This window comes from Bacteroides sp. An269 (assembly GCF_002159755.1).
Taxonomy (GTDB): domain Bacteria; phylum Bacteroidota; class Bacteroidia; order Bacteroidales; family Bacteroidaceae; genus Phocaeicola; species Phocaeicola intestinalis.
Genome location: NZ_NFJG01000094.1, coordinates 1 through 18,670, shown reverse-complemented (window position 1 = coordinate 18,670; position 18,670 = coordinate 1). Strand labels below are relative to the sequence as shown.

The window sequence follows — 18,670 nt, the reverse complement described above, 5'->3', positions numbered from 1 at the left end:
ACAACATAGAAGAAGCTGTTTTGAATTTATCGTGCGATGATTTGGGATGAGTTTTTGAGGCATTTTCGCTTCTGTGATGAGGAAGATAGCGGGCTATCTGACGAAGAACTGGAGCGAAAAGGACCAAAAAATCGCCCAAAGCACACACGGAAACGGATACATCAAGCCAAGAAAAACTTTTTGGAGAAATTCAAAACAGCTTCTTATCATGTGCTGGCTGGGATGAGGGAGATTGCAGGTCATTTGGCAAAGAACAGAAGCAAAAAGGAATTAAAAAATCGCCCTAATCCACACGAAACATCAAGTTAAAAATATTTTTTGTGAAATTCGGTTTCTAAGATTGTGAGCATTCTAAAGGATAAAAAAGGTCGTATCATTCTTTCTAAATGAAGATTTGATACGACCTTTTTAGGTATCAATATATTTGATTAGTCATTTCGTTTTGACGCACCCTCTGCATAATAAAGATTAGCAAACTCTGTGCGAACCGTCACTAATCACTACATCATATACTTTGGGCGAACGTCCGAATTTCTTTTTGAAGCGTTCTTTCGCTGTTGTGATGAATGTTTCGTATAACTCGTTCTTTACAAGATTGATGGTGCAGCCTCCGAAGCCTCCACCCATGACACGCGAACCGGTTACACCGCAATCGAAAGCAATGTCGTTGAGGAAATCCAGTTCTTCACAGCTTACTTCATATAATTTGCTCATGCCGTGATGGGTTTCATACATTTTTTGGCCTACTGTTTCGTAGTCGTTGCGTTCCAACGCATCACATACGTCAAGTACACGTTGGATTTCTTCAATAACATATTCAGCACGCATATAGTCTTCCTGGCTGACTGTTTCTTTCACTTCGTTCAGCATATCCATGTTGCAGTCACGTAGGAATTCTATTTCAGGATGGTTCTTCTTGATGGCAGCTACAACATTCTCGCAACTTTGACGACGTTTGTTATATGCAGATGATGCCAGTTCGTGTTTTACAACTGAGTCTACCAATACCAGGCGATAGCCTTCCGGACGGAACGGATAATATTTATATTCCAATGAGCGGCAGTCTAGACGCATCAGATGACCTTCTTTTCCGAATACAGAAGCAAACTGGTCCATGATACCGCAGTTTACACCACAATAGTTATGTTCGGTAGCCTGTCCTACTTTTGCCAATTCGAACTTGTCTATCTTATTGTCGCCAAATATTTCGTTCAAGGCAAAGGCAAAAGTTGATTCGAGTGCAGCCGAAGAAGACATGCCAGCACCTAAAGGTACATCGCCTGCAAAAGCGGTATTGAAACCTTTTACATCTACTCCGCGTTTGATCATTTCGCGACATACTCCGAAAATATAACGTGCCCAGCTGGCTTTCGGGGCATCTTCTTCATTCAATCCGAATTCTACATAATCTTTCAGGTCGATGGAATAAGCGTGTACTTTATCCGTACCATTAGGCTTGATTTCGGCTGTGATGCCTTTGTCTACTGCACCGGGGAATACATATCCGCCATTGTAGTCTGTATGTTCGCCTATCAGATTGATACGTCCCGGAGAAGTATAAATAGCTCCTGTTGTTCCATCGAAATGTTTGATGAAACGACTTCTTACAAAATCTATATCCATGGTAATATAAAAATTAAAGGGTTAATAAAATATGCTGTAATTAAAATCAGTCAACGGGTATGTCTTTGTTTACGTTCTTGCAGCCTATCAGTCCGTAGAATAACAGGTATGCCAGCATGGCGATAATCAACCAGTAGCTTGCCATATAGCCGACTGAATCTGAAATAACCTGCTGAAGGAGTGGGAAGATACCTCCACCTACAACCATCATCATGAAGATACCCGATGCTTGCGCAGTGTATTTGCCCAACCCTTCTACGGCAAGGTTGAAGATTCCTCCCCACATGATGGAAGTGCATAATCCACAAAGTACGAGGAATAAGGCACTTATCGGGACTTTCGGAGTAGCCAGTGAACCTTCGATGTCAGCTTGTGTCAAATTAGCGGCCGACAGCGTTGATTCATACTTTTGAAGGTTTTCTGAAGATGTGTCGGCAAGAATCAGGCTGATTTCGTTTTCTGATACGCCTGCTTCGGTCAAGATTTCAGAAGTTTTGGCAATAGGGTCGTAAACGACTTTCGGTACGTTGATACCTACAGTCTTCGGGATGAATATGGCACACAGAATAAACAGGATAGCTACACTGGATACCGTAATCAATTGGGTACGTGTAGATACCTTGCCGCTGATGATTGTACTCGTAAGACGACCTACCAACATCAGTAACCAGTAAATGGCTGCAATGGCTCCACCGATGGCTGCACCATTGAAGAGGATGCCTGCACCTTTGTCAGAAGAATCGGCAAGGTAGAAGTTCAGGGTGCCCGGAATACCGATTTCGATGCCTACATATACGAAAATGCCGAATACGCCTAATACGGTATGACGGAAATTCCAAGGGCTGTGGCTGAATTTTTCTTCTTTTACATTCCCTTTGTGTAGATGGGGTTCAGGAATCGCTACAAATGAAATGGCGATGAAAGAAAGTACAAATACGCCCATTGCAATGAAAAGCAAGGGAGTTACGTCCGACATTGCCGTTTCTGGAGTAACGGTTCCAATGAGTACACCTACAAACAAAGGGGTCAGTGTACCCGATAAAGAGTTCAAGGCACCTCCAGCCTGAATGAGCTGGTTTCCTTTGTTACCGCCTCCGCCAAGAAGGTTCAGCATGGGGTTTACTACGGTGTTCAGCATACACACACAGAAACCGCAAATAAATGCTCCCAATAAGTAAATGATAAAATTCAACTTGATAGCATACGCTCCCATGTTGAATACATCAACTTCGGCTCCTACCAGACTGGAAAGATACTGGGTAAACAATCCCAAGAATCCCACAGCCATAGCGATAAGGGCGGTTTTTTTATAACCTATCTTTACCAGCATGTTTCCCGCCGGGATTCCCATAAACAGGTAAGCAAGGAAGTTCATCATGTTTCCCATCATGCCCAAAGTGTTAGCTCCCGCATATTGATTCTTCCAAATGGTGCCGAAAGGAGCGGCAAGATTGGTAACGAAAGAGATCATCGCAAATAAGAAAAACATCGTGATGATTGCGATGAGATTACCGTTCTGTTTTTGTTGATTCATGGTTTAATATTAAAAAAGGTTAGTAACACATTAGTTTTCAAGATAAATCTAAGAATTTTCTTAATTGATGGCTTATCAAGCTTCTACTCCGAATTTATACACCGTAACCTGATGATAGGTTTCACCCGGATTCAATACTGCTGACGGGAAATGTGGCTTATTAGGTGTGTCGGGGAAGTGTTGTGCTTCGAAACAGATGGCACTGCGTTCGGGGAAGGTTGCGCCATGCCAGCCTGCAAAGCCGCCTTGCCAGTTTGCCGTATATACTTGCACGCCCGGTTCTGTCGTATATACTTCAAGCGAACGTCCGCTTTGAGGTTCTACGCATTTGGCTGCAAATGCCAATTCACCCACTTCCTTTTTATTGACAATATACGTATGGTCGTATCCCTTGCCGTATATCAATTGTTGGAACGGTTCATTGATACGGCTGCCTACACTATGAGGCATACGGAAATCCATTGGAGTATCAGCAACCTTTAAAATTTCTCCCGTAGGGATAGAATATTCATCTATGGGTACGTAGAAATCGGCATTAAGGGTAAGAATATTGTTTTCTACACTGGGGGTTGGTTTCTCCAGACCCGACAAACTGAAAAATGCATGATGGGTAAGATTAACTAATGTCGTACGGTCGGTCGTAGCTGTGTAGGTAAGGATAAATTCGTTTTCGTTGGTAAACGTGTAAATGACTTGAACTTTCAAGTTGCCGGGGAAGCCTTCTTCACCGTCTTTTGACAGATAACTTAAAGTAAGGCTTTGTTTGCTGGTCTGCTCGGCATCCCATACGCGTGAATGAAAACCTGTGGGACCTCCGTGAAGCGAGTTGGGACCATTGTTTATTGCCAGTTGGTATTCTTTTCCGTTCAATTGGAATTTACCTTTGGCGATTCGGTTGCCATACCGTCCGATAAGTGTACTTAAGAACGATTCGGGGCTATGGATAACTCCGTCCAGTGTGTCGTGTCCTTGAATCACGTTGGCAAGCTTGCCGTTCTTGTCCGGAACCATAATAGCCACTAAAGCTCCTCCGTAGTTGGTTACTGCCATTTCGGCACCTTTGTCATTCTTCAGAATGAATAAATCAACTTCTTTACCATCGATTGTACGTTGAAAATCGCTTCGCTTTACTCCGCAAAGGTTATTTTCATAATAAAATGTGTTAATCATGATCTTGAATATCCTTTCTTTTTTGATGTTACTTCTATAAAATGTATGCAAATAAAAAGATTTTATTCAAGATATACAAGCAATTTTGTTAATTATTTCATGATGTATGGCAAGTGGATAATAAATCGGCAACAATAAAGCTGCTTCCTCCTACGAAAATCAAATCTTCGGGGCCGGCTTCTGTTAAGGCGGTTTCTAAAGCAATTTTTACATTCGGGTAGCTTTTGCCGTGCAATCCGAATGCCGAGGCTTGCTTTTGCATTTCTTCGGCAGGCAACGCGCGTTTCACGCTGGCTTGTGTGAAATAGTATGTCGCATCGGTAGGCAAGAGGGCGAGCACGCCGTGTATATCCTTGTCGTTTACCATTCCGATAACGATGTGAAGCTTGCGGTAATGCTGGCATGCCAGTTGGCGGACGATGTATTGGATACCGCCTACGTTATGTCCTGTGTCGCATATGACGGCAGGATGGCTTGATAACCGTTGCCAGCGTCCTTGCAGTCCGGTCAGTTCGCACACATTTGCAAAACCGTTGCGCACGTCCGCATCCGTGAAGCGGTAACCGGCTTTCCTCAGTTGGCGGATAGCGGAAAGAAGTGTGTTGGTATTCTTTTCCTGGCACAAGCCGCCCAGCTCTCCTTTCAAGTTGGCATAGTCCTGAGTTTGATATAAATAATGCCCGTCGTCGGTATGGGTGGCATTTATCAATAGGTGTTCTTCTTCGGCAAATACGATGGGAGCGTTTACCGATGCGGCTTTCTCGGCAAATACAGGTTTGGTTTCCGAAGTCGTTTCGCCGATGACTACGGGAGTGCCAGGTTTGATGATGCCTGCTTTTTCTCCTGCTATCTTGGCCAATGTATTGCCTAAGAACTGTATATGGTCGAAGCTGATGTTGGTGATGACGCATACATCCGGATGGATGATGTTGGTGCAATCCAGCCGTCCGCCTAACCCGACTTCGATGACCGCTACGTCTACCGCTTGCCGGGCGAAATAATGAAAAGCCATGGCGGTGGTCAACTCGAAAAACGACGGATGCAGAGGTTCGAAGAAATGACGGTGTTTTTCCACGAAACCGATGACGAATTCTTCTGGTACGGGCACGCCGTTTATCCGGATTCGTTCGCGGAAATCCGTTAAGTGGGGCGAAGTGTAAAGCCCTACCCGGTAACCTGCCGATTGCAGGATGGCTGCCAATGTGTGCGAACAAGACCCTTTTCCGTTTGTTCCCGCTACATGGATGGTGCGGAATTGCTGGTGCGGATGGCCGAAATATTCGTCTAATGCGTATGTGTTTTCAAGTCCTTCCTTGTATGCGTCTTTGCCTACTTGCTGAAACAAAGGGGCACTATTATATAAATAGGTAAGAGTTTCTTGGTAATTCATCTTTATATAGCAAATTAGTTCCTGGTTTAATACCACCACGGGTAATCATTTTTCCGGCCTTCGATGCCGATACTGAACGAACTGCTTTCGCCCAGTTTGAAGTTAATCATTCCACCAATGCGGTCGGGCGTATAGTTGGGTAGGGGATACCAGTAAGGCATACGGTTGGGCATGAACGATTTGTTGCCGTATGCATAGATGCTGATTTTGTCGGTGAGCCGGTAGGCAGCTACTCCGGCTATACCTACGTTGCGATAGCGTAGGAATCCCCAGTCCATATTAGTAGCATACAGTCCGCCTGCTACGCTCAACCGGTCGGTGACCGGTACGGCATACATAAAGGCAAAATCTTGTCCGAAGCCTACTCCCGATGGGGCATACCGGCTGGGGCTGAATGTGACATTCAGTCCGATGGAAGCATTGAATCCTTTATGCAGCTCCCATGTGGCGTAATTGTAGTCGAAAGGCGTGATGCCATACATGCTGAAAGGGCGGAACGGCGAAGAAAAGCTCACGGGCGATTGCAAAGCTACGCTTAACGTGTCGGCTTGCAATGAGTCGGGTAGGGCACGTACGTCCTGCTTAGCCTGTATGTCAGGTTGTTGTTCGGTTTGCGCTTTTGCCGTGGCAGACAAGCAGATAACCGTTATAAAAACAAACCAACTTCGCTTCATCATAATCACTCCTTTTTTATTTATCAGTTCAAAGATACAGATAATCTGCCAGTAGGAGAAAGACAGAAACGGAGATTAACGGAGATTAACGTAAAATAAATGCGGAATTCATATAACGTAAAACATCCTTTTGTGGAATGTTTTCCAGGCTTTGAGGAGAAGTGTAGTTTGAGCCGATGAGATAGCCGCGTTCCTATACAGCTATCTTCACCGGCCAATGAGTTTATGCTATTCTGGAAAGTATCGGATTAGTCCAGCTCTACCAGTTCATATTTCTGGCTTCCGATGCCTAATTGTTCGGCATAGTCGAGGGTGTGCATGCCGTGGCGCGAGTCGATGCGTTCTATCAGGTGGATTTTCCCGTGGTCTTTCGAAGAGCGGACCAGGTCGGTGCAAGCTTTGTCCAATGCGACGGGGTCGAGCGAGGCAAGGATGCCGATGTCGCCCATTTGAGGATCGGCAGGAGAGGAGTCGCAATCGCAATCCACCGAGAGGTTGTTGGCCACGCTGATGTAGAGAATGTTTTCTCCGCAATGGTCGATAACCGCCTTGGCGGCTTCTGCCATGGATTCCAGAAAGTCATCTTGTTCCGGATTGCCCCAGCTGGTCGTGCTGGCACCTGCGGAGTGGATGTTCCGTTTCCCGTTCGACGAGGCGATGCCGATGGAGATGTTCTTGATGGCACCCCCGAATCCTCCCATGGCATGTCCTTTGAAGTGGGAGAGTACAACGGTAAAGTCATAGTTCAGGTAATTCTTCCCTACGATGTCCGATTTCAGGTGCTTGCCGCCTGTAACCGGCAATTCCGTTTCGCCTTCGGCATCCATGATGTCCACCGGGGCGATGGCGGTGAAGCCGTGGTCTTTAGCCGCTTGCAGGTGGCTCTGGGTATCTCCGCGCTTGCCTCCGTAGGCGGTATTACATTCTACGATAGTGCCGTTCACTTTCTGCACCAGGTCTTTTATCAATGCGGGCTGAAGGAAGTTGTGTCCGCCCGGTTCGCCGGTGCTGAGCTTTACCGCTACTTTCCCCTTGGCTTCACGCCCTAAGGCTTCGTAGATTTTGACCAAGTTCTCTGAATTGATTTCTTTGTAGAAATACACTTTCGGAAGGTTCTCGTTGCTCTCGGCAGCCTTGTTTTCCGAGGATTGCGCATGTCCGCATCCGACGGTGCTTGCCAGTGTGAATGCCGCGCAGATTAAAGTTTGAAATGTCTTTTTCATGTTTCGTTTTATTTTAGGGTAAATAGAATTCTTTCGTTATATAATGCCTGTAATTGACCCATGTAATGGTATTCGAAAACGAATATATACTGCCTTTGCCGATGCAGTTATCTTCGAAGGCAGTTTCATATATACTGAAACTGCCTTCGAAGTATATATTCGTTTGGAAAGTGATATATCTGGCATAATCCGGGCATTTATATGGGATTAGAAATGGATATGGATTCCTCCCAAGAATGTGGCTTTCGGCATGGGATAGCCAGCCATGATTTCGTAGCGTTGTGCCAAGAGGTTCTCGCCGCGCACAAAGAGCGAGGCATACGGGCACAGGCGGTAGCTGGCACGCAAATTCCAAAGCACGAAGTCCTCGGTACTGGCAGGGCTGACGGAGGTATATAGCCCTTTGATGTACTGGATGCCGGTCGACACGCCCCAGCTTCCTTGCCGGAAGTCGGCGCCGGCATACAGCTTGTGCTCCGGAGCCGAGATGACAGGATGTTCCATGTGCACCCAGCTGTAGTTGGCGTTTACGTTCCATTGGCGGTTGATGCGGTAGGTAATGTTCCCTTCCGCTCCCCAATTCTCGATTTCGCCTGAGTTGACGTTGTGGGGGCGTCCGTCTACAGGAGTCGTCATAATCAGGTTGTCTCCGTTGATATAATAGAGGTTTACGCCGTAGCTCAGGGCACCGTCTAAAAGGTGCTGGGTGTACGAAAGCTCGTAGTTCATCATCCGTTCCGGCTTCAGGTCGGGATTCTGTGGCGGGAACATATACATTTCGCGGATGGTTGGGTTGCGGAAACCCTTGCTCACCATGGCTTTCAGTTCGGCGTTCTTGGGCAGGTGGAAGGCAAGCCCGCCTTGTGGAACCAGTTCGGTGCCTACGTGTGAGTGGTGGTCGACACGTAATCCTACGTTGAGCGAGAGCCATGTTCCGATGTCCTGACGGAAATCGACGTAACCGGCAAACTCGTCTTGTTTCTTGTCTACGCCCGGTGTGCGTGCTCCGTCGGCTATGGCTTCGTTCCACGATTCTCCGCCGAAGTGTTGGTAGTCGAAGCCCAAGGTCAGGCGGTTGCCCGTATAAAGCTCGGCGCTCTGATACCACGACACGCCCATCATCAGGTCTTTCGAATGGAAGAGGGAGGTTTGCGGCTCTTCGCCGGCATGGTATCCGTCGTTTATCTTGTGCCTTCCAAAGTTGTAGAAGAAGCTCAGTGCGCCCGAAGTCCGTTCGTACCGGTTCTCCAGCATAGCCGAAGCCATTCCTCTTGTAATCCGCGAGTCGTTGTCGAAAAGCCGGTCGGAAACCTCTCCGGGATTGGAAGCGTTGAAGTGGGTCACGTTGACATCTCCCCATAGCTTCCAGTTCGGGTTAAAGTCGTATGCTAATTTGGCATAGCCTCCATATTGCTCGAACGCCATGTCGGGGCGGTGTCCGTCGGTGCGGATATACGATGCCGACACGGTTCTGCTGAACCGTCCTTTCTTCACGCGGTTGGTCGCTTCCGCCTGTGCTGTCCCATACGAACCGCCTCCTAAATTGATGTTCGTCTTCACGCCGTCTTCCTGCATTTTCCGTGTGACGATGTTGATGACTCCCCCCATGGCATTGGAACCGTAAAGCACCGATGCCGGTCCGCGCAACACTTCCACCCGCTCGGCAAGCATGGTCTGGTAGGCATCGGAAATAGGATGCCCGAAAAGTCCCATGTATTGCGGATGCCCGTCGATGAGCACCAGCATCTGTGCGCTTCCCGACATGCCGCGCAGGCTGATGCCTCCGGCTGCACCGGTAGATACGCCATATCCCATCACGCCCCGGCTGGTAACGAAAAGCCCCGGAACTTGCTCGGTCAGTGCCGGAAGCACGGAAGGCTGGTAACGGTTTTCCAGTTGGGCGCGGTTTACTATCGAAATGGTCATGGGAAGGTGGCGGATATCCGTCGCGTTGCGTGTGCCGGTCACTACCGTTTCTTCCAGTATATAGTTGTGCCGCATCTTCAATGAGTCTGTAAGTTCTGTGGCATTAAGAGCCGTCAGAAGCAGGCTGTAAGCCAAGATGGGTAAAATCAGTTTCTGTTTCATCTTTGTTTCGTTTGAATGGTTGTTGTTTTCGATGTGCAAAGATAAAACAGAAAAATGTATCTTTTTTATACATATTACGGATTTTGCAACCCGGATTACGCTTGTGTCTGCTTGTATGTAATTCGCATGATATATAATACTATGGTGGACTTATCATGAACGAAGAAATCAGGGGATTGAATATCCGCAAACATCCTGTGTAGGGACAAAATGCGGATATTCATGCCAATCAGGAGTTAAAAGGGAGTTATAGGTAGTTATCGCCCACAGGGCGGGCTGGAAGTTAGATGCCAATACCTTTTTGCGCCGCTTCTGTAGAGACGATGTGCACATTGTCTCTACTACGTGGCATATACAAAATGCACAAAATAAATACCGCGTGAAGTATAACTTCTGAACGAAGTGATAACTCCTGTGAAACATAACTACGTCTAACTCCTGATTCGCATTATTCATTAAAAAGGAAATATGACCGGGCTTACAGAAATTCTGCGCCAAAAGAGAGAGGGAGCAGGCTTTTGACGCCTTGCAGGCAATAAGTCTCGCGTACACCATACAGCAAAATGCGTATCGGGAGGCTGTAGCGTCGTTCGGTTTCGAGCAATACCTGTCGGCATGCCCCACAGGGAGGAATGGGCGAGTCGAGGAATCCTTGAGTATTTCGGGCAGCTATGGCAAGTGCCTTTACCCCTTGATCGGGATAGTGCGAGTTGGCATAGAACAGGGTAGTGCGTTCGGCACAAGTACCCGAGGGATAAGCAGCATTTTCTTGGTTGGAACCAGTGACGACTGTGCCGTCTTCGAGTAATGCTGCGGCCCCTACGGCAAAATGCGAATAGGGAGCATAGCTTTGGGAGGTAGCTTCTTTGGCAGCATCTATCAGTTGGCGGTCTGCTTCGCTTAGCTCATCGTACGAGCAGGCGCATACGGGGATTTCGATACGGAAATTTCTCATAAGCTTTGTATTTTTGTACAAATAAACAGAAAAAAAAGGAGATTTCCTATCTTGTGTTGCTTTTATTCGTGCGAACACTTATCTTTGCCTTTGGATAAACATAAAAAGGAAATGAAAAACTTAACGTATTGGTTGGTTATGGTGGTCTTGTTGCTTGCTGCAAGCACGGCTTCGGCACAACGGAACAAGGCATACGAGGAATATATCAAGAAATACCGAAGCATAGCGGTGGACGAAATGAAGCATTATCGTATCCCGGCAAGCATTACGCTGGCGCAGGGTCTGCTGGAGTCGGGGGCGGGCAGGAGTCAGCTTGCCCGGAAGTCGAATAACCATTTCGGTATCAAGTGCGGTGGCTCATGGGACGGACGTTCGGTGCGTTATACCGACGATGCACCTAATGAATGTTTCCGTGCTTACAAACACGTAAAGGATTCGTATCGTGACCATTCCAAGTTTTTGCGTTCGGGTGCCCGTTATGCTTTTCTTTTCCGACTCAAGATAACCGATTACAAAGGGTGGGCAAAGGGGTTGAAAAAAGCGGGTTATGCTACTGACCCCAATTATGCCAATCGCCTGATAAACATCATCGAGACCTACGACCTTGACAAGTACGACCGCAAAGGGGGATTGAAATGGGCAGAAGAGTTCCCTAACCCGCACCAGCCTTATCTGGCGAATGAATTGCTTTACGTGATAGCCCGTCCAGGCGATACGTTCAAGAGCATAGCCAAAGAATTTGATCTGAAAAAGAAGAATGTACGCAAGTACAACGAGTTGCCCAAGGACTACACGTTCCGTGGAGGCGAAATTGTCTATCTGGAAGAAAAACGCAAGAAAGCCACCCAGGATCACATCTCTTATGCCGTGAAGCAAGGAGACTCGATGTACACAATCTCGCAGATGTTCGGCATCAAATTGAAGAATCTTTACCAATTGAACGGGATGAAAGAAGATGCTCCTGCTCCAAACGTGGGAGATATTATCTGGTTAAGGTAAAAAGTGTGGGGAATGTCCGCAAATATCCGGAATAATGATGTGCGAAATGAAGTTTATTTTCGTTTTCAAGGGGGAATGGCGGACATTCATATCATTCTTTGTTCTCAGCTGCTCGTAAAATCAAGGAAGTAGCTCCTAAGGTAAAAATGGCTCCGTCTTCCAACCGGACACGATCCTTGGGGCCTAACAAGTCATTCATGACAAAAGTGCCGGTAATGCTGTTATTGTCGCGTAAGGTATACACTATTTGTCCTTGCTTGTCTCGCTTCACATTTAGAATACAATGCCGACGGTCCATGCTTGGGTCATTGGTTTCAATGGGAATATCTACTTCTGTACCTTTTGACCGGCGTCCGATGAGATTGTCACCTTCGTGTAACGGGATTACTTGTTTGTAGCCAAATACATTTTCAATTGCTACAACGTTTCCCCAATCTTTCAATCCTTCTCTTTCGTCAATGACTTCTTCCCGGCGTGTTCCTGCATTTAACTTGGTTTTTCCGATACGGATGGCAAACTGTTTCTTGCATTGATCGCACACAAATACCAACGACTGCCCTTCGCTGTATTTGGTCTCATCAAATTGTATATAATTGTCACACTTAGGACATCTTACTCTTTTCATATTCTTTAGGGCTTTATTTGGAAATGAATATCCATGCCGAAGCAAAGTCTGGTTGTTTCTTCAACTCTTTTATTTTCTGATAGGCATCGGCCTTATTTGCATAGTTAACTAATGAAACACGATAATGGTTTTGCGACACAATCACCTGGGCATCTGCATATCCTTTTTGTTTCAAACCGTTAACCACTTTCTCTGCATCAGCCGCATTGGTAAGGCTTGCCACGATAATGTGGTTGTTGCCCCCATGTTTTTTGGTGGAAATTGTTTTTGGGGTAGTCTGCTGAGCTTTCTCTTTTACGGTCCGGTCATTTTTTTTCGCTGAAACTTTTTTCTCAATACGTGCTTCTACCTTTTCGGTCTTTATGGTAACCGGCTTTAAGGTATTGACATTATTTTTTAATTGTTTTTTTTCGTTTTTCTGTTGATTTGAATTTTGTTCAGAAGTTTTTTGCCGAATAGGAGAGATGACACTTGATGCTGCAGATTGATTCCGGATTGCAGCAAACAGACCTTCCGAGCCCAATGATGCATAATTCGCCTCGTCAATGTAGGTATTCTTTACAGGAACAGAACACAAGAAAAACAACAAGATCGTAGCTGCGACGACCGCTATGCTACGTGTCCAATGCCAAGATGTGGGGTTTGTCTTGTTGGCAGATAGTCGGGGCAACCGTTCTTCTCTTTCCTTTTTTACATTTAATGAAGTGCTGAAAGCCAGTTTTTGAAATGTAAAAGTTTCCAATCCATAAAGGGAAGGAGTGAAAAATCCATTTTCTGCCGGCTCGAATTCATAAACACCATTCATGTTGTAATACAAACTTCCCACCTGTCCCAAGGATACACTGCCTTCTTGATACAGTTTTTCTTTCAATGCATTTACCACATTCTCGATTTTCCGGCTGGCATCCGGGAAATCAGTATTATAGGTCTGCATATAAGATTGCACCAGTAACCCATCATTCATCACTAACTTCGGGTTAAACCCAATGGTACGTACCGGTGGATAAAATTCCCGCATCTCCTTATTATATATAGAAGAACGGTAATGAGCTATAAAGCCTCCCAAGCCTGGAACGATGACACAATCGTTCTCTAACAGCAATACTTCAATATGTTTAGCTAATTCAATCATACTGCAAATATAAGATTTTTTTCTGTTATTTTATGTGACTTGAGTAATTTGTTATACATTTGTGGCAAGAAATGAAATAAAAACCAAGAAAACACAGCATAAGAAAATGAGAAAAGTATTATTGGCAGCACTTTTCGCGTTTTTAGTTACAGCCTGTGCAGAGAACAGAAACAAACAGGATGGACAGGCCCAAAACGAACGCAACCAACTTGCTAAACAGCAATTACAAGGTATCTGGGTAGACGAGAACACAGAGTTGCCGATGTTGAAAATAGCTGGTGACAGTATCTATCTTGCTAGCCAGGTTAATACTCCGTTTCGTTTCAGTATTTCAGGAGATACGCTTATTGCGCATAGTTCTGAAAGGGTGACTTATCGTATTACCAAGCTTGAGCCACATGTATTTCAATTCTATACGTCGCAGGGTGATTTGATTACTCTTCATAAATCAGATACTGACACAATACCATTTGGTTATCAGACGGTTATTGAACCGGTACAAAAGGAAGTTATCGAAAAAGATTCAGTATTCTTTTATCAAGGGAACCGCTATAGAGGATATGCCTATATCAATCCTTCCAGTAAAAAAGTGTATCATCCGGTAGTAACGGAAGAAGGGATGATTGTTGATAATGTGTATTTTGATAACATTATTCATATTTGTGTGTTTCAGGGCAAACAAAGGTTGTATGCCAAAGATATTAATAAAGAGATGTTTGAAAATATCATACCTGCCGATTTCTTAAAAATGGCCATTCTTTCCGACATGAGTTTTATGGGGGTTGATTCTGACGGATATCATTATCAGGCTACAGTCAGTATGCCCGATGAATTGTCGTGTTATTATGTGACTATTTTGATCGACAGGCAAAACAATATATCCTTTAAATTGAAAGAATAGCTTTTATCTCTCAGATGGTTAGGCTCTTTTACAGATCGCAGAAACTGTTTTGAATTTCTTCAGAAAGTTTTTCTTGGCTTGATGCATTCGTTTTCGTGTGTGCTTGGGGCGATTTTTGGGTTCTTTCCGCTGCTGCTCTTCGTCAGATAGCCCGCTATCTTCCTCATAGTAGAGATGCAAGATTTTGCGCCTCTGCAAGAAATCATCCCCAATCAGCACACGATAAATTCAAAACAGTTTCTCACCCTTGACAATATTTCAATGATTCTTTTAATCTGGTATTGTTGAACCTGCTTTAGCCGGTTATAATGTTTTGATTTTAGAATTATACCGGAGTATTGAATATAAATAGGGCATACAGCCTAAAAAAAAACACAGAAATAAGAATGTATTCGTTTTTTTTGTTACTTTTGCACAGTTTTGGGTTTCTTGTGCGAAAAGAGAAGCCTTTTGCTTAAGTCATATACTAAAATGGCTTAACTTATTGAAAAATGTAACAATAAAAGAATAAGGCATGATACACAAAGTATTGATCGCTAACCGTGGCGAAATAGCCGTGCGGGTGATGCGCTCCTGTCGGGAGATGGGCATTCGTACTGTGGCTGTTTTTTCGGAGGCCGACAGGACTGCACGCCACGTATTTTATGCAGATGAAGCCTGCCTGATAGGACCAGCCGCTTCACGCGAAAGTTATTTAAACATCGATAAGATTATTTGGGCAGCCAAACACCATGGCGTAGATGCTATTCATCCAGGGTATGGCTTCTTGTCCGAAAATTCGGAGTTTGCACGCCGCTGCCGCGAAGAAGGCATCATCTTCATTGGTCCCGATCCGGAAACGATGGATGCTATGGGCGATAAGATTTCTGCGCGTAAGCACATGATTGCGGCAGGAGTACCTGTAGTTCCAGGTACGGAGCAACCATTGCAGAGCGTAGAGGAAGCTAAGGAAATCTGTAACCGTATCGGTTATCCTGTGATGCTGAAGGCATCGATGGGTGGTGGAGGCAAAGGTATGCGACTCATACATAGCGAAGATGAAGTGGAAGAGGCCTACAACACCGCCCGTTCAGAATCGATGTCCTCTTTTGGTGATGACACCGTGTATCTTGAGAAATTCGTGGAAGAACCACATCACATCGAATTTCAAATTTTAGGAGACAACTATGGTAATGCCGTTCATCTCTTCGAACGTGAGTGTTCTATCCAGCGGCGTAATCAAAAAATTGTGGAAGAGACTCCATCTCCTTTCGTCACACCTGAACTTCGTCAGAAGATGGGTGAAGCGGCTGTCGCAGCTGCAAAAGCAGTTCATTATAAAGGTGCCGGTACCATCGAATTTCTCGTTGACAAACATCGCAATTTCTATTTCCTGGAAATGAATACCCGTTTGCAGGTAGAACATCCTATTACTGAAGAAGTAGTGGGCGTTGATTTGGTAAAAGACCAGATCCGTGTGGCCAACGGCGAACCGCTTCACTATAAGCAGGAAGACTTAAAACAGCGTGGTCATGCTATTGAGTGCCGAATCTGTGCTGAAGATACAGAAAATAATTTTATGCCTTCGCCGGGCATCATCCGTCAATTGACAGAACCCAATGGCATTGGGGTGCGTATTGATAGTTACGTATACGATGGCTATGAAATTCCTATTTATTATGACCCGATGATTGGTAAACTTATCGTGTGGGCCACTACCCGCCAGTTTGCCATCGAACGTATGCGTCGTGTGCTTTACGAGTATAAGATTACAGGACTGAAAACCAACATCTCTTACTTGCGCCACATCATGCATGTACCCGACTTTGTAGAAGGTCATTACGACACCCTCTTTATTCCCAAGCATCAGGAAATGTTGCGCGAGTGGGCAGGACAGAAAGAAGAAGAGACGGAGAATATTGCCATGATTGCCGCTTACATCGATTACCTGATGAACTTGGAAGAAAACAAATCGGGAGCCACTGATAACCGTCCTATTAGCCGCTGGCGTGAATTTGGTTTGAAGAAAGGAGTATTACGGATTTAAGGATTCAATACACATGGAAATACATATCGGAGAAAGAGTTGCTGACGTTTCGTTAGTCAGCAAGGAAGGAAACAAGGTGCAGCTTACGATTGATGGTGTGCCTTACGACGTGGACATTGTGATGGCAGAAAACGGTAGTTGTTCCATATTGCATAATGGCAAATCGTATAATGCCGAACTCATCCGTAAAGAAGGAGGCAAGAGTTATACGGTAAACGCGCATTACCAGTCATACAATGTTGACATCATCGACTCTCAGGCCAAGTACCTGCGTATGCGCAAAGGAGCCGACGAGAAACAGCAAGATAAGATTGTCTCACCTATGCCGGGTAAAGTGGTGAAGATACCTGTCCAGGTAGGTGACCGTTTGGAGGCTGGTGACATCGTGGCGGTGATTGAGGCCATGAAGATGCAAAGCAACTATAAAGTGAATAGTCCGTGCGTGGTGAAGGAAATTCTGGTGAACGAAGGTGACTCAGTTAACAGCAACCAGATAATCATGACGCTGGACGTGATAAACGAAGAATAACCAAACAATAAGACAAAATGACTACAGCAGAACAATATAAAAAATTTGAGGAGCTTGACAAACTGGCTTCCCAAGGTGGAGGCGTGGAACGCGTGGAAAAGCAGCACGCCAACGGTCATATGACTGCCCGTGAACGTATCGACATGTTGCTCGACAAAGGAACGTTTAATGAATTGGACAAATTGGTGGTTCATCATTGTACTGATTTCGGGATGGACAAGAAGCATATTCCCGGTGATGGCATCGTATGTGGGTATGGCAAAATAGACGGACGGTTAGTGTACGTGTATGCCTACGATTTTACTGTATATGGTGGGACACTGAGCACCACTGGAGCTAAGAAAATCGTTAAGGTTCAAGAACTGGCGTTGAAAAACGGTGCACCGGTTATCGCGTTAAATGACTCGGGTGGTGCACGCATCCAGGAAGGCGTGGGTAGTATTTCAGGCTACGCTTCTATCTTTTATCAGAACACGATTGCATCGGGTGTCATCCCACAGATTTCAGCTATTTTAGGTCCTTGCGCAGGAGGAGCTTGTTACTCACCGGCACTCACCGACTTTATCTTTATGGTGAAGGAAAAAAGCCATATGTTCATCACCGGTCCTGATGTGGTAAAAGCGGTTACCCACGAGGAAGTGGATAAGGAAGAGTTAGGCGGAGCTTACACTCATAGTAGCAAGAGTGGTGTGACTCATTTTCTTTGCGATACTGAAGAGGAAACTTTGATGAGTATCCGCGAACTGCTGAGTTTCTTACCTTCCAATAACATGGAAGATGCGCCGAGTATGCCCTGCACCGATGACATCCGTCGTGCTGATGAGTCACTGATGAGTGTCATACCGGATGATCCTAACATGCCTTATGATATCAAAAATATTATTGAGCCGGTAGTAGATGACCATTATTTCTTTGAAGTGATGCCCCACTTTGCCAAGAACATTGTAATCGGTTTCGCCCGTCTGGGCGGACGCTCGGTGGGTATCGTAGCAAATCAGCCTGCCTACTTAGCTGGCGTGCTTGATATCGATGCTTCCGACAAGGCTGCACGTTTTATCCGTTTCTGCGACTGTTTCAACATTCCTATCGTGACGTTCGAAGATGTACCGGGTTTCTTGCCGGGTTGTACGCAGGAGCATAACGGTATCATCCGCCACGGAGCTAAAATCGTGTATGCATACGCCGAGGCTACTGTTCCTAAAATCACAGTCATCACCCGCAAGGCATATGGCGGTGCCTACATTGTAATGAATAGCAAGCCTATCGGTGCCGATGTAAACTTCTCGTATCCTACAGCCGAAATTGCTGTGATGGGAGCTGATGGAGCCGTAAATATTCTTTATCGCAAGGCTACGCCCGAGGAAAAAGCGCAGGCCATCGAGGAATACAAGGAGAAATTCTCGAACCCGTACCGGGCTGCCGAGCAGGGGTATATTGATGAAATCATTTTGCCTAAGGATACGCGCTTTAAATTAATCCAAGCATTGGAGATGACTCAAAACAAGAGTCAGAGTAATCCCCCGAAAAAACACGGGAATATGCCTCTATAAAATATGACCAATTAGTTGGTTCCTAAGAACCAACTAATTGGATACAATATGTATAGTCAATCAAAAATGAAATGCGAAACATCATTGGTCATGTTGAATCAATGCATTGAGGAATTTTCGCAAACCAATTTTGTTCTCCTATATAAGAAGCTGTTTTGAATTTCTCCAAAAAGTTTTTCTTGGCTTGATGTATCCGTTTTCGTGTGTGCTTTGGGCGATTTTTTGGTCCTTTTCGCTCCTGTTCTTCGTCA

At 45.4% G+C, this 18,670-nt stretch carries 16 protein-coding genes and 2 pseudogenes; 6 read left to right on the top strand and 12 right to left on the bottom strand.

What is annotated here, in order from left to right; all coding sequences use genetic code 11:
- The first annotated feature begins 36 nt into the window (after positions 1-36).
- Entirely contained in the window at positions 37-309 is a 273-nt protein-coding gene (locus B5F71_RS20390; RefSeq protein WP_158098112.1) for a hypothetical protein, read from the top strand.
- A gap of 159 nt (positions 310-468) precedes the next feature.
- On the opposite strand, the gene galK is transcribed toward B5F71_RS20390, so the two are convergent.
- The 9 genes and pseudogenes from galK to B5F71_RS14725 all read right to left on the bottom strand — a co-directional run bounded on the left by galK (position 469) and on the right by B5F71_RS14725 (position 10,657).
- Positions 469-1,623 carry a galactokinase gene (galK, locus tag B5F71_RS14760; RefSeq protein WP_022039158.1) on the bottom strand — a complete coding sequence of 385 codons (1,155 nt, stop codon included), beginning with the start codon at positions 1,621-1,623 and terminating at the stop codon, positions 469-471.
- 46 nt (positions 1,624-1,669) lie between these two features.
- Positions 1,670-1,963: pseudogene (locus B5F71_RS21215) on the bottom strand (MFS transporter); the annotation flags it as partial.
- A gap of 180 nt (positions 1,964-2,143) precedes the next feature.
- Positions 2,144-3,157 (bottom strand): annotated as a pseudogene (locus tag B5F71_RS14755) (MFS transporter); the annotation flags it as partial.
- A 75-nt stretch (positions 3,158-3,232) separates the two neighbouring features.
- Positions 3,233-4,327, bottom strand: a complete 1,095-nt coding sequence (locus tag B5F71_RS14750) for an aldose epimerase family protein (protein ID WP_087211720.1) — start codon at positions 4,325-4,327, stop codon at positions 3,233-3,235.
- Between the two features lie 97 nt (positions 4,328-4,424).
- On the bottom strand, positions 4,425-5,717 hold the full coding sequence (locus B5F71_RS14745) for a folylpolyglutamate synthase/dihydrofolate synthase family protein (RefSeq protein ID WP_022039161.1): 1,293 nt from the start codon (positions 5,715-5,717) through the stop codon (positions 4,425-4,427).
- Positions 5,718-5,743: 26 nt separating this feature from the next.
- Positions 5,744-6,394, bottom strand: coding sequence for a hypothetical protein (locus tag B5F71_RS14740; protein WP_239414120.1), 651 nt, complete (start codon positions 6,392-6,394; stop codon positions 5,744-5,746).
- Positions 6,395-6,639: 245 nt separating this feature from the next.
- Complete coding sequence (locus B5F71_RS14735; protein WP_087211717.1) at positions 6,640-7,614, bottom strand: DUF362 domain-containing protein; 975 nt, start codon at positions 7,612-7,614, stop codon at positions 6,640-6,642.
- Between the two features lie 207 nt (positions 7,615-7,821).
- On the bottom strand, positions 7,822-9,702 hold the full coding sequence (locus tag B5F71_RS14730) for a TonB-dependent receptor (RefSeq protein WP_087211726.1): 1,881 nt from the start codon (positions 9,700-9,702) through the stop codon (positions 7,822-7,824).
- A 478-nt stretch (positions 9,703-10,180) separates the two neighbouring features.
- Complete coding sequence (locus B5F71_RS14725) at positions 10,181-10,657, bottom strand: cytidine deaminase (protein ID WP_087211715.1); 477 nt, start codon at positions 10,655-10,657, stop codon at positions 10,181-10,183.
- Positions 10,658-10,768: 111 nt separating this feature from the next.
- Between B5F71_RS14725 and B5F71_RS14720 the strand changes: the two genes are divergently transcribed.
- Positions 10,769-11,656, top strand: a complete 888-nt coding sequence (locus tag B5F71_RS14720) for a glucosaminidase domain-containing protein (protein WP_087211712.1) — start codon at positions 10,769-10,771, stop codon at positions 11,654-11,656.
- 91 nt (positions 11,657-11,747) lie between these two features.
- Here the strand turns inward: B5F71_RS14720 and B5F71_RS14715 are convergent, their stop codons facing one another.
- On the bottom strand, positions 11,748-12,281 hold the full coding sequence (locus B5F71_RS14715; protein WP_022039167.1) for an FHA domain-containing protein: 534 nt from the start codon (positions 12,279-12,281) through the stop codon (positions 11,748-11,750).
- 13 nt (positions 12,282-12,294) lie between these two features.
- Positions 12,295-13,413 carry an SPOR domain-containing protein gene (locus B5F71_RS14710; RefSeq protein WP_022039168.1) on the bottom strand — a complete coding sequence of 373 codons (1,119 nt, stop codon included), beginning with the start codon at positions 13,411-13,413 and terminating at the stop codon, positions 12,295-12,297.
- 61 nt (positions 13,414-13,474) lie between these two features.
- On the opposite strand from B5F71_RS14710, the gene B5F71_RS14705 reads away from it, so the two are divergent.
- On the top strand, positions 13,475-14,314 hold the full coding sequence (locus B5F71_RS14705) for a DUF4738 domain-containing protein (RefSeq protein ID WP_241148261.1): 840 nt from the start codon (positions 13,475-13,477) through the stop codon (positions 14,312-14,314).
- Positions 14,315-14,332: 18 nt separating this feature from the next.
- On the opposite strand, the gene B5F71_RS20385 is transcribed toward B5F71_RS14705, so the two are convergent.
- The gene (locus B5F71_RS20385) at positions 14,333-14,533 is read right to left on the bottom strand and encodes a hypothetical protein (protein ID WP_158098111.1); all 201 of its coding nucleotides are present in this window, start codon (positions 14,531-14,533) and stop codon (positions 14,333-14,335) included.
- 295 nt (positions 14,534-14,828) lie between these two features.
- Here B5F71_RS20385 and accC point away from each other — a divergent pair, with 295 nt between their 5' ends.
- Genes accC through B5F71_RS14690 form a run of 3 tightly spaced genes read left to right on the top strand, consistent with a single transcriptional unit; the run spans position 14,829 to position 18,419 of the window.
- Entirely contained in the window at positions 14,829-16,340 is a 1,512-nt protein-coding gene (accC, locus tag B5F71_RS14700) for an acetyl-CoA carboxylase biotin carboxylase subunit (RefSeq protein WP_022039170.1), read from the top strand.
- 13 nt (positions 16,341-16,353) lie between these two features.
- On the top strand, positions 16,354-16,869 hold the full coding sequence (locus B5F71_RS14695) for an acetyl-CoA carboxylase biotin carboxyl carrier protein subunit (RefSeq protein ID WP_022039171.1): 516 nt from the start codon (positions 16,354-16,356) through the stop codon (positions 16,867-16,869).
- Positions 16,870-16,886: 17 nt separating this feature from the next.
- A complete protein-coding gene (locus B5F71_RS14690; protein WP_022039172.1) occupies positions 16,887-18,419 on the top strand; it encodes an acyl-CoA carboxylase subunit beta in 1,533 nt (510 codons plus the stop codon).
- Positions 18,420-18,670 lie beyond the last annotated feature (251 nt).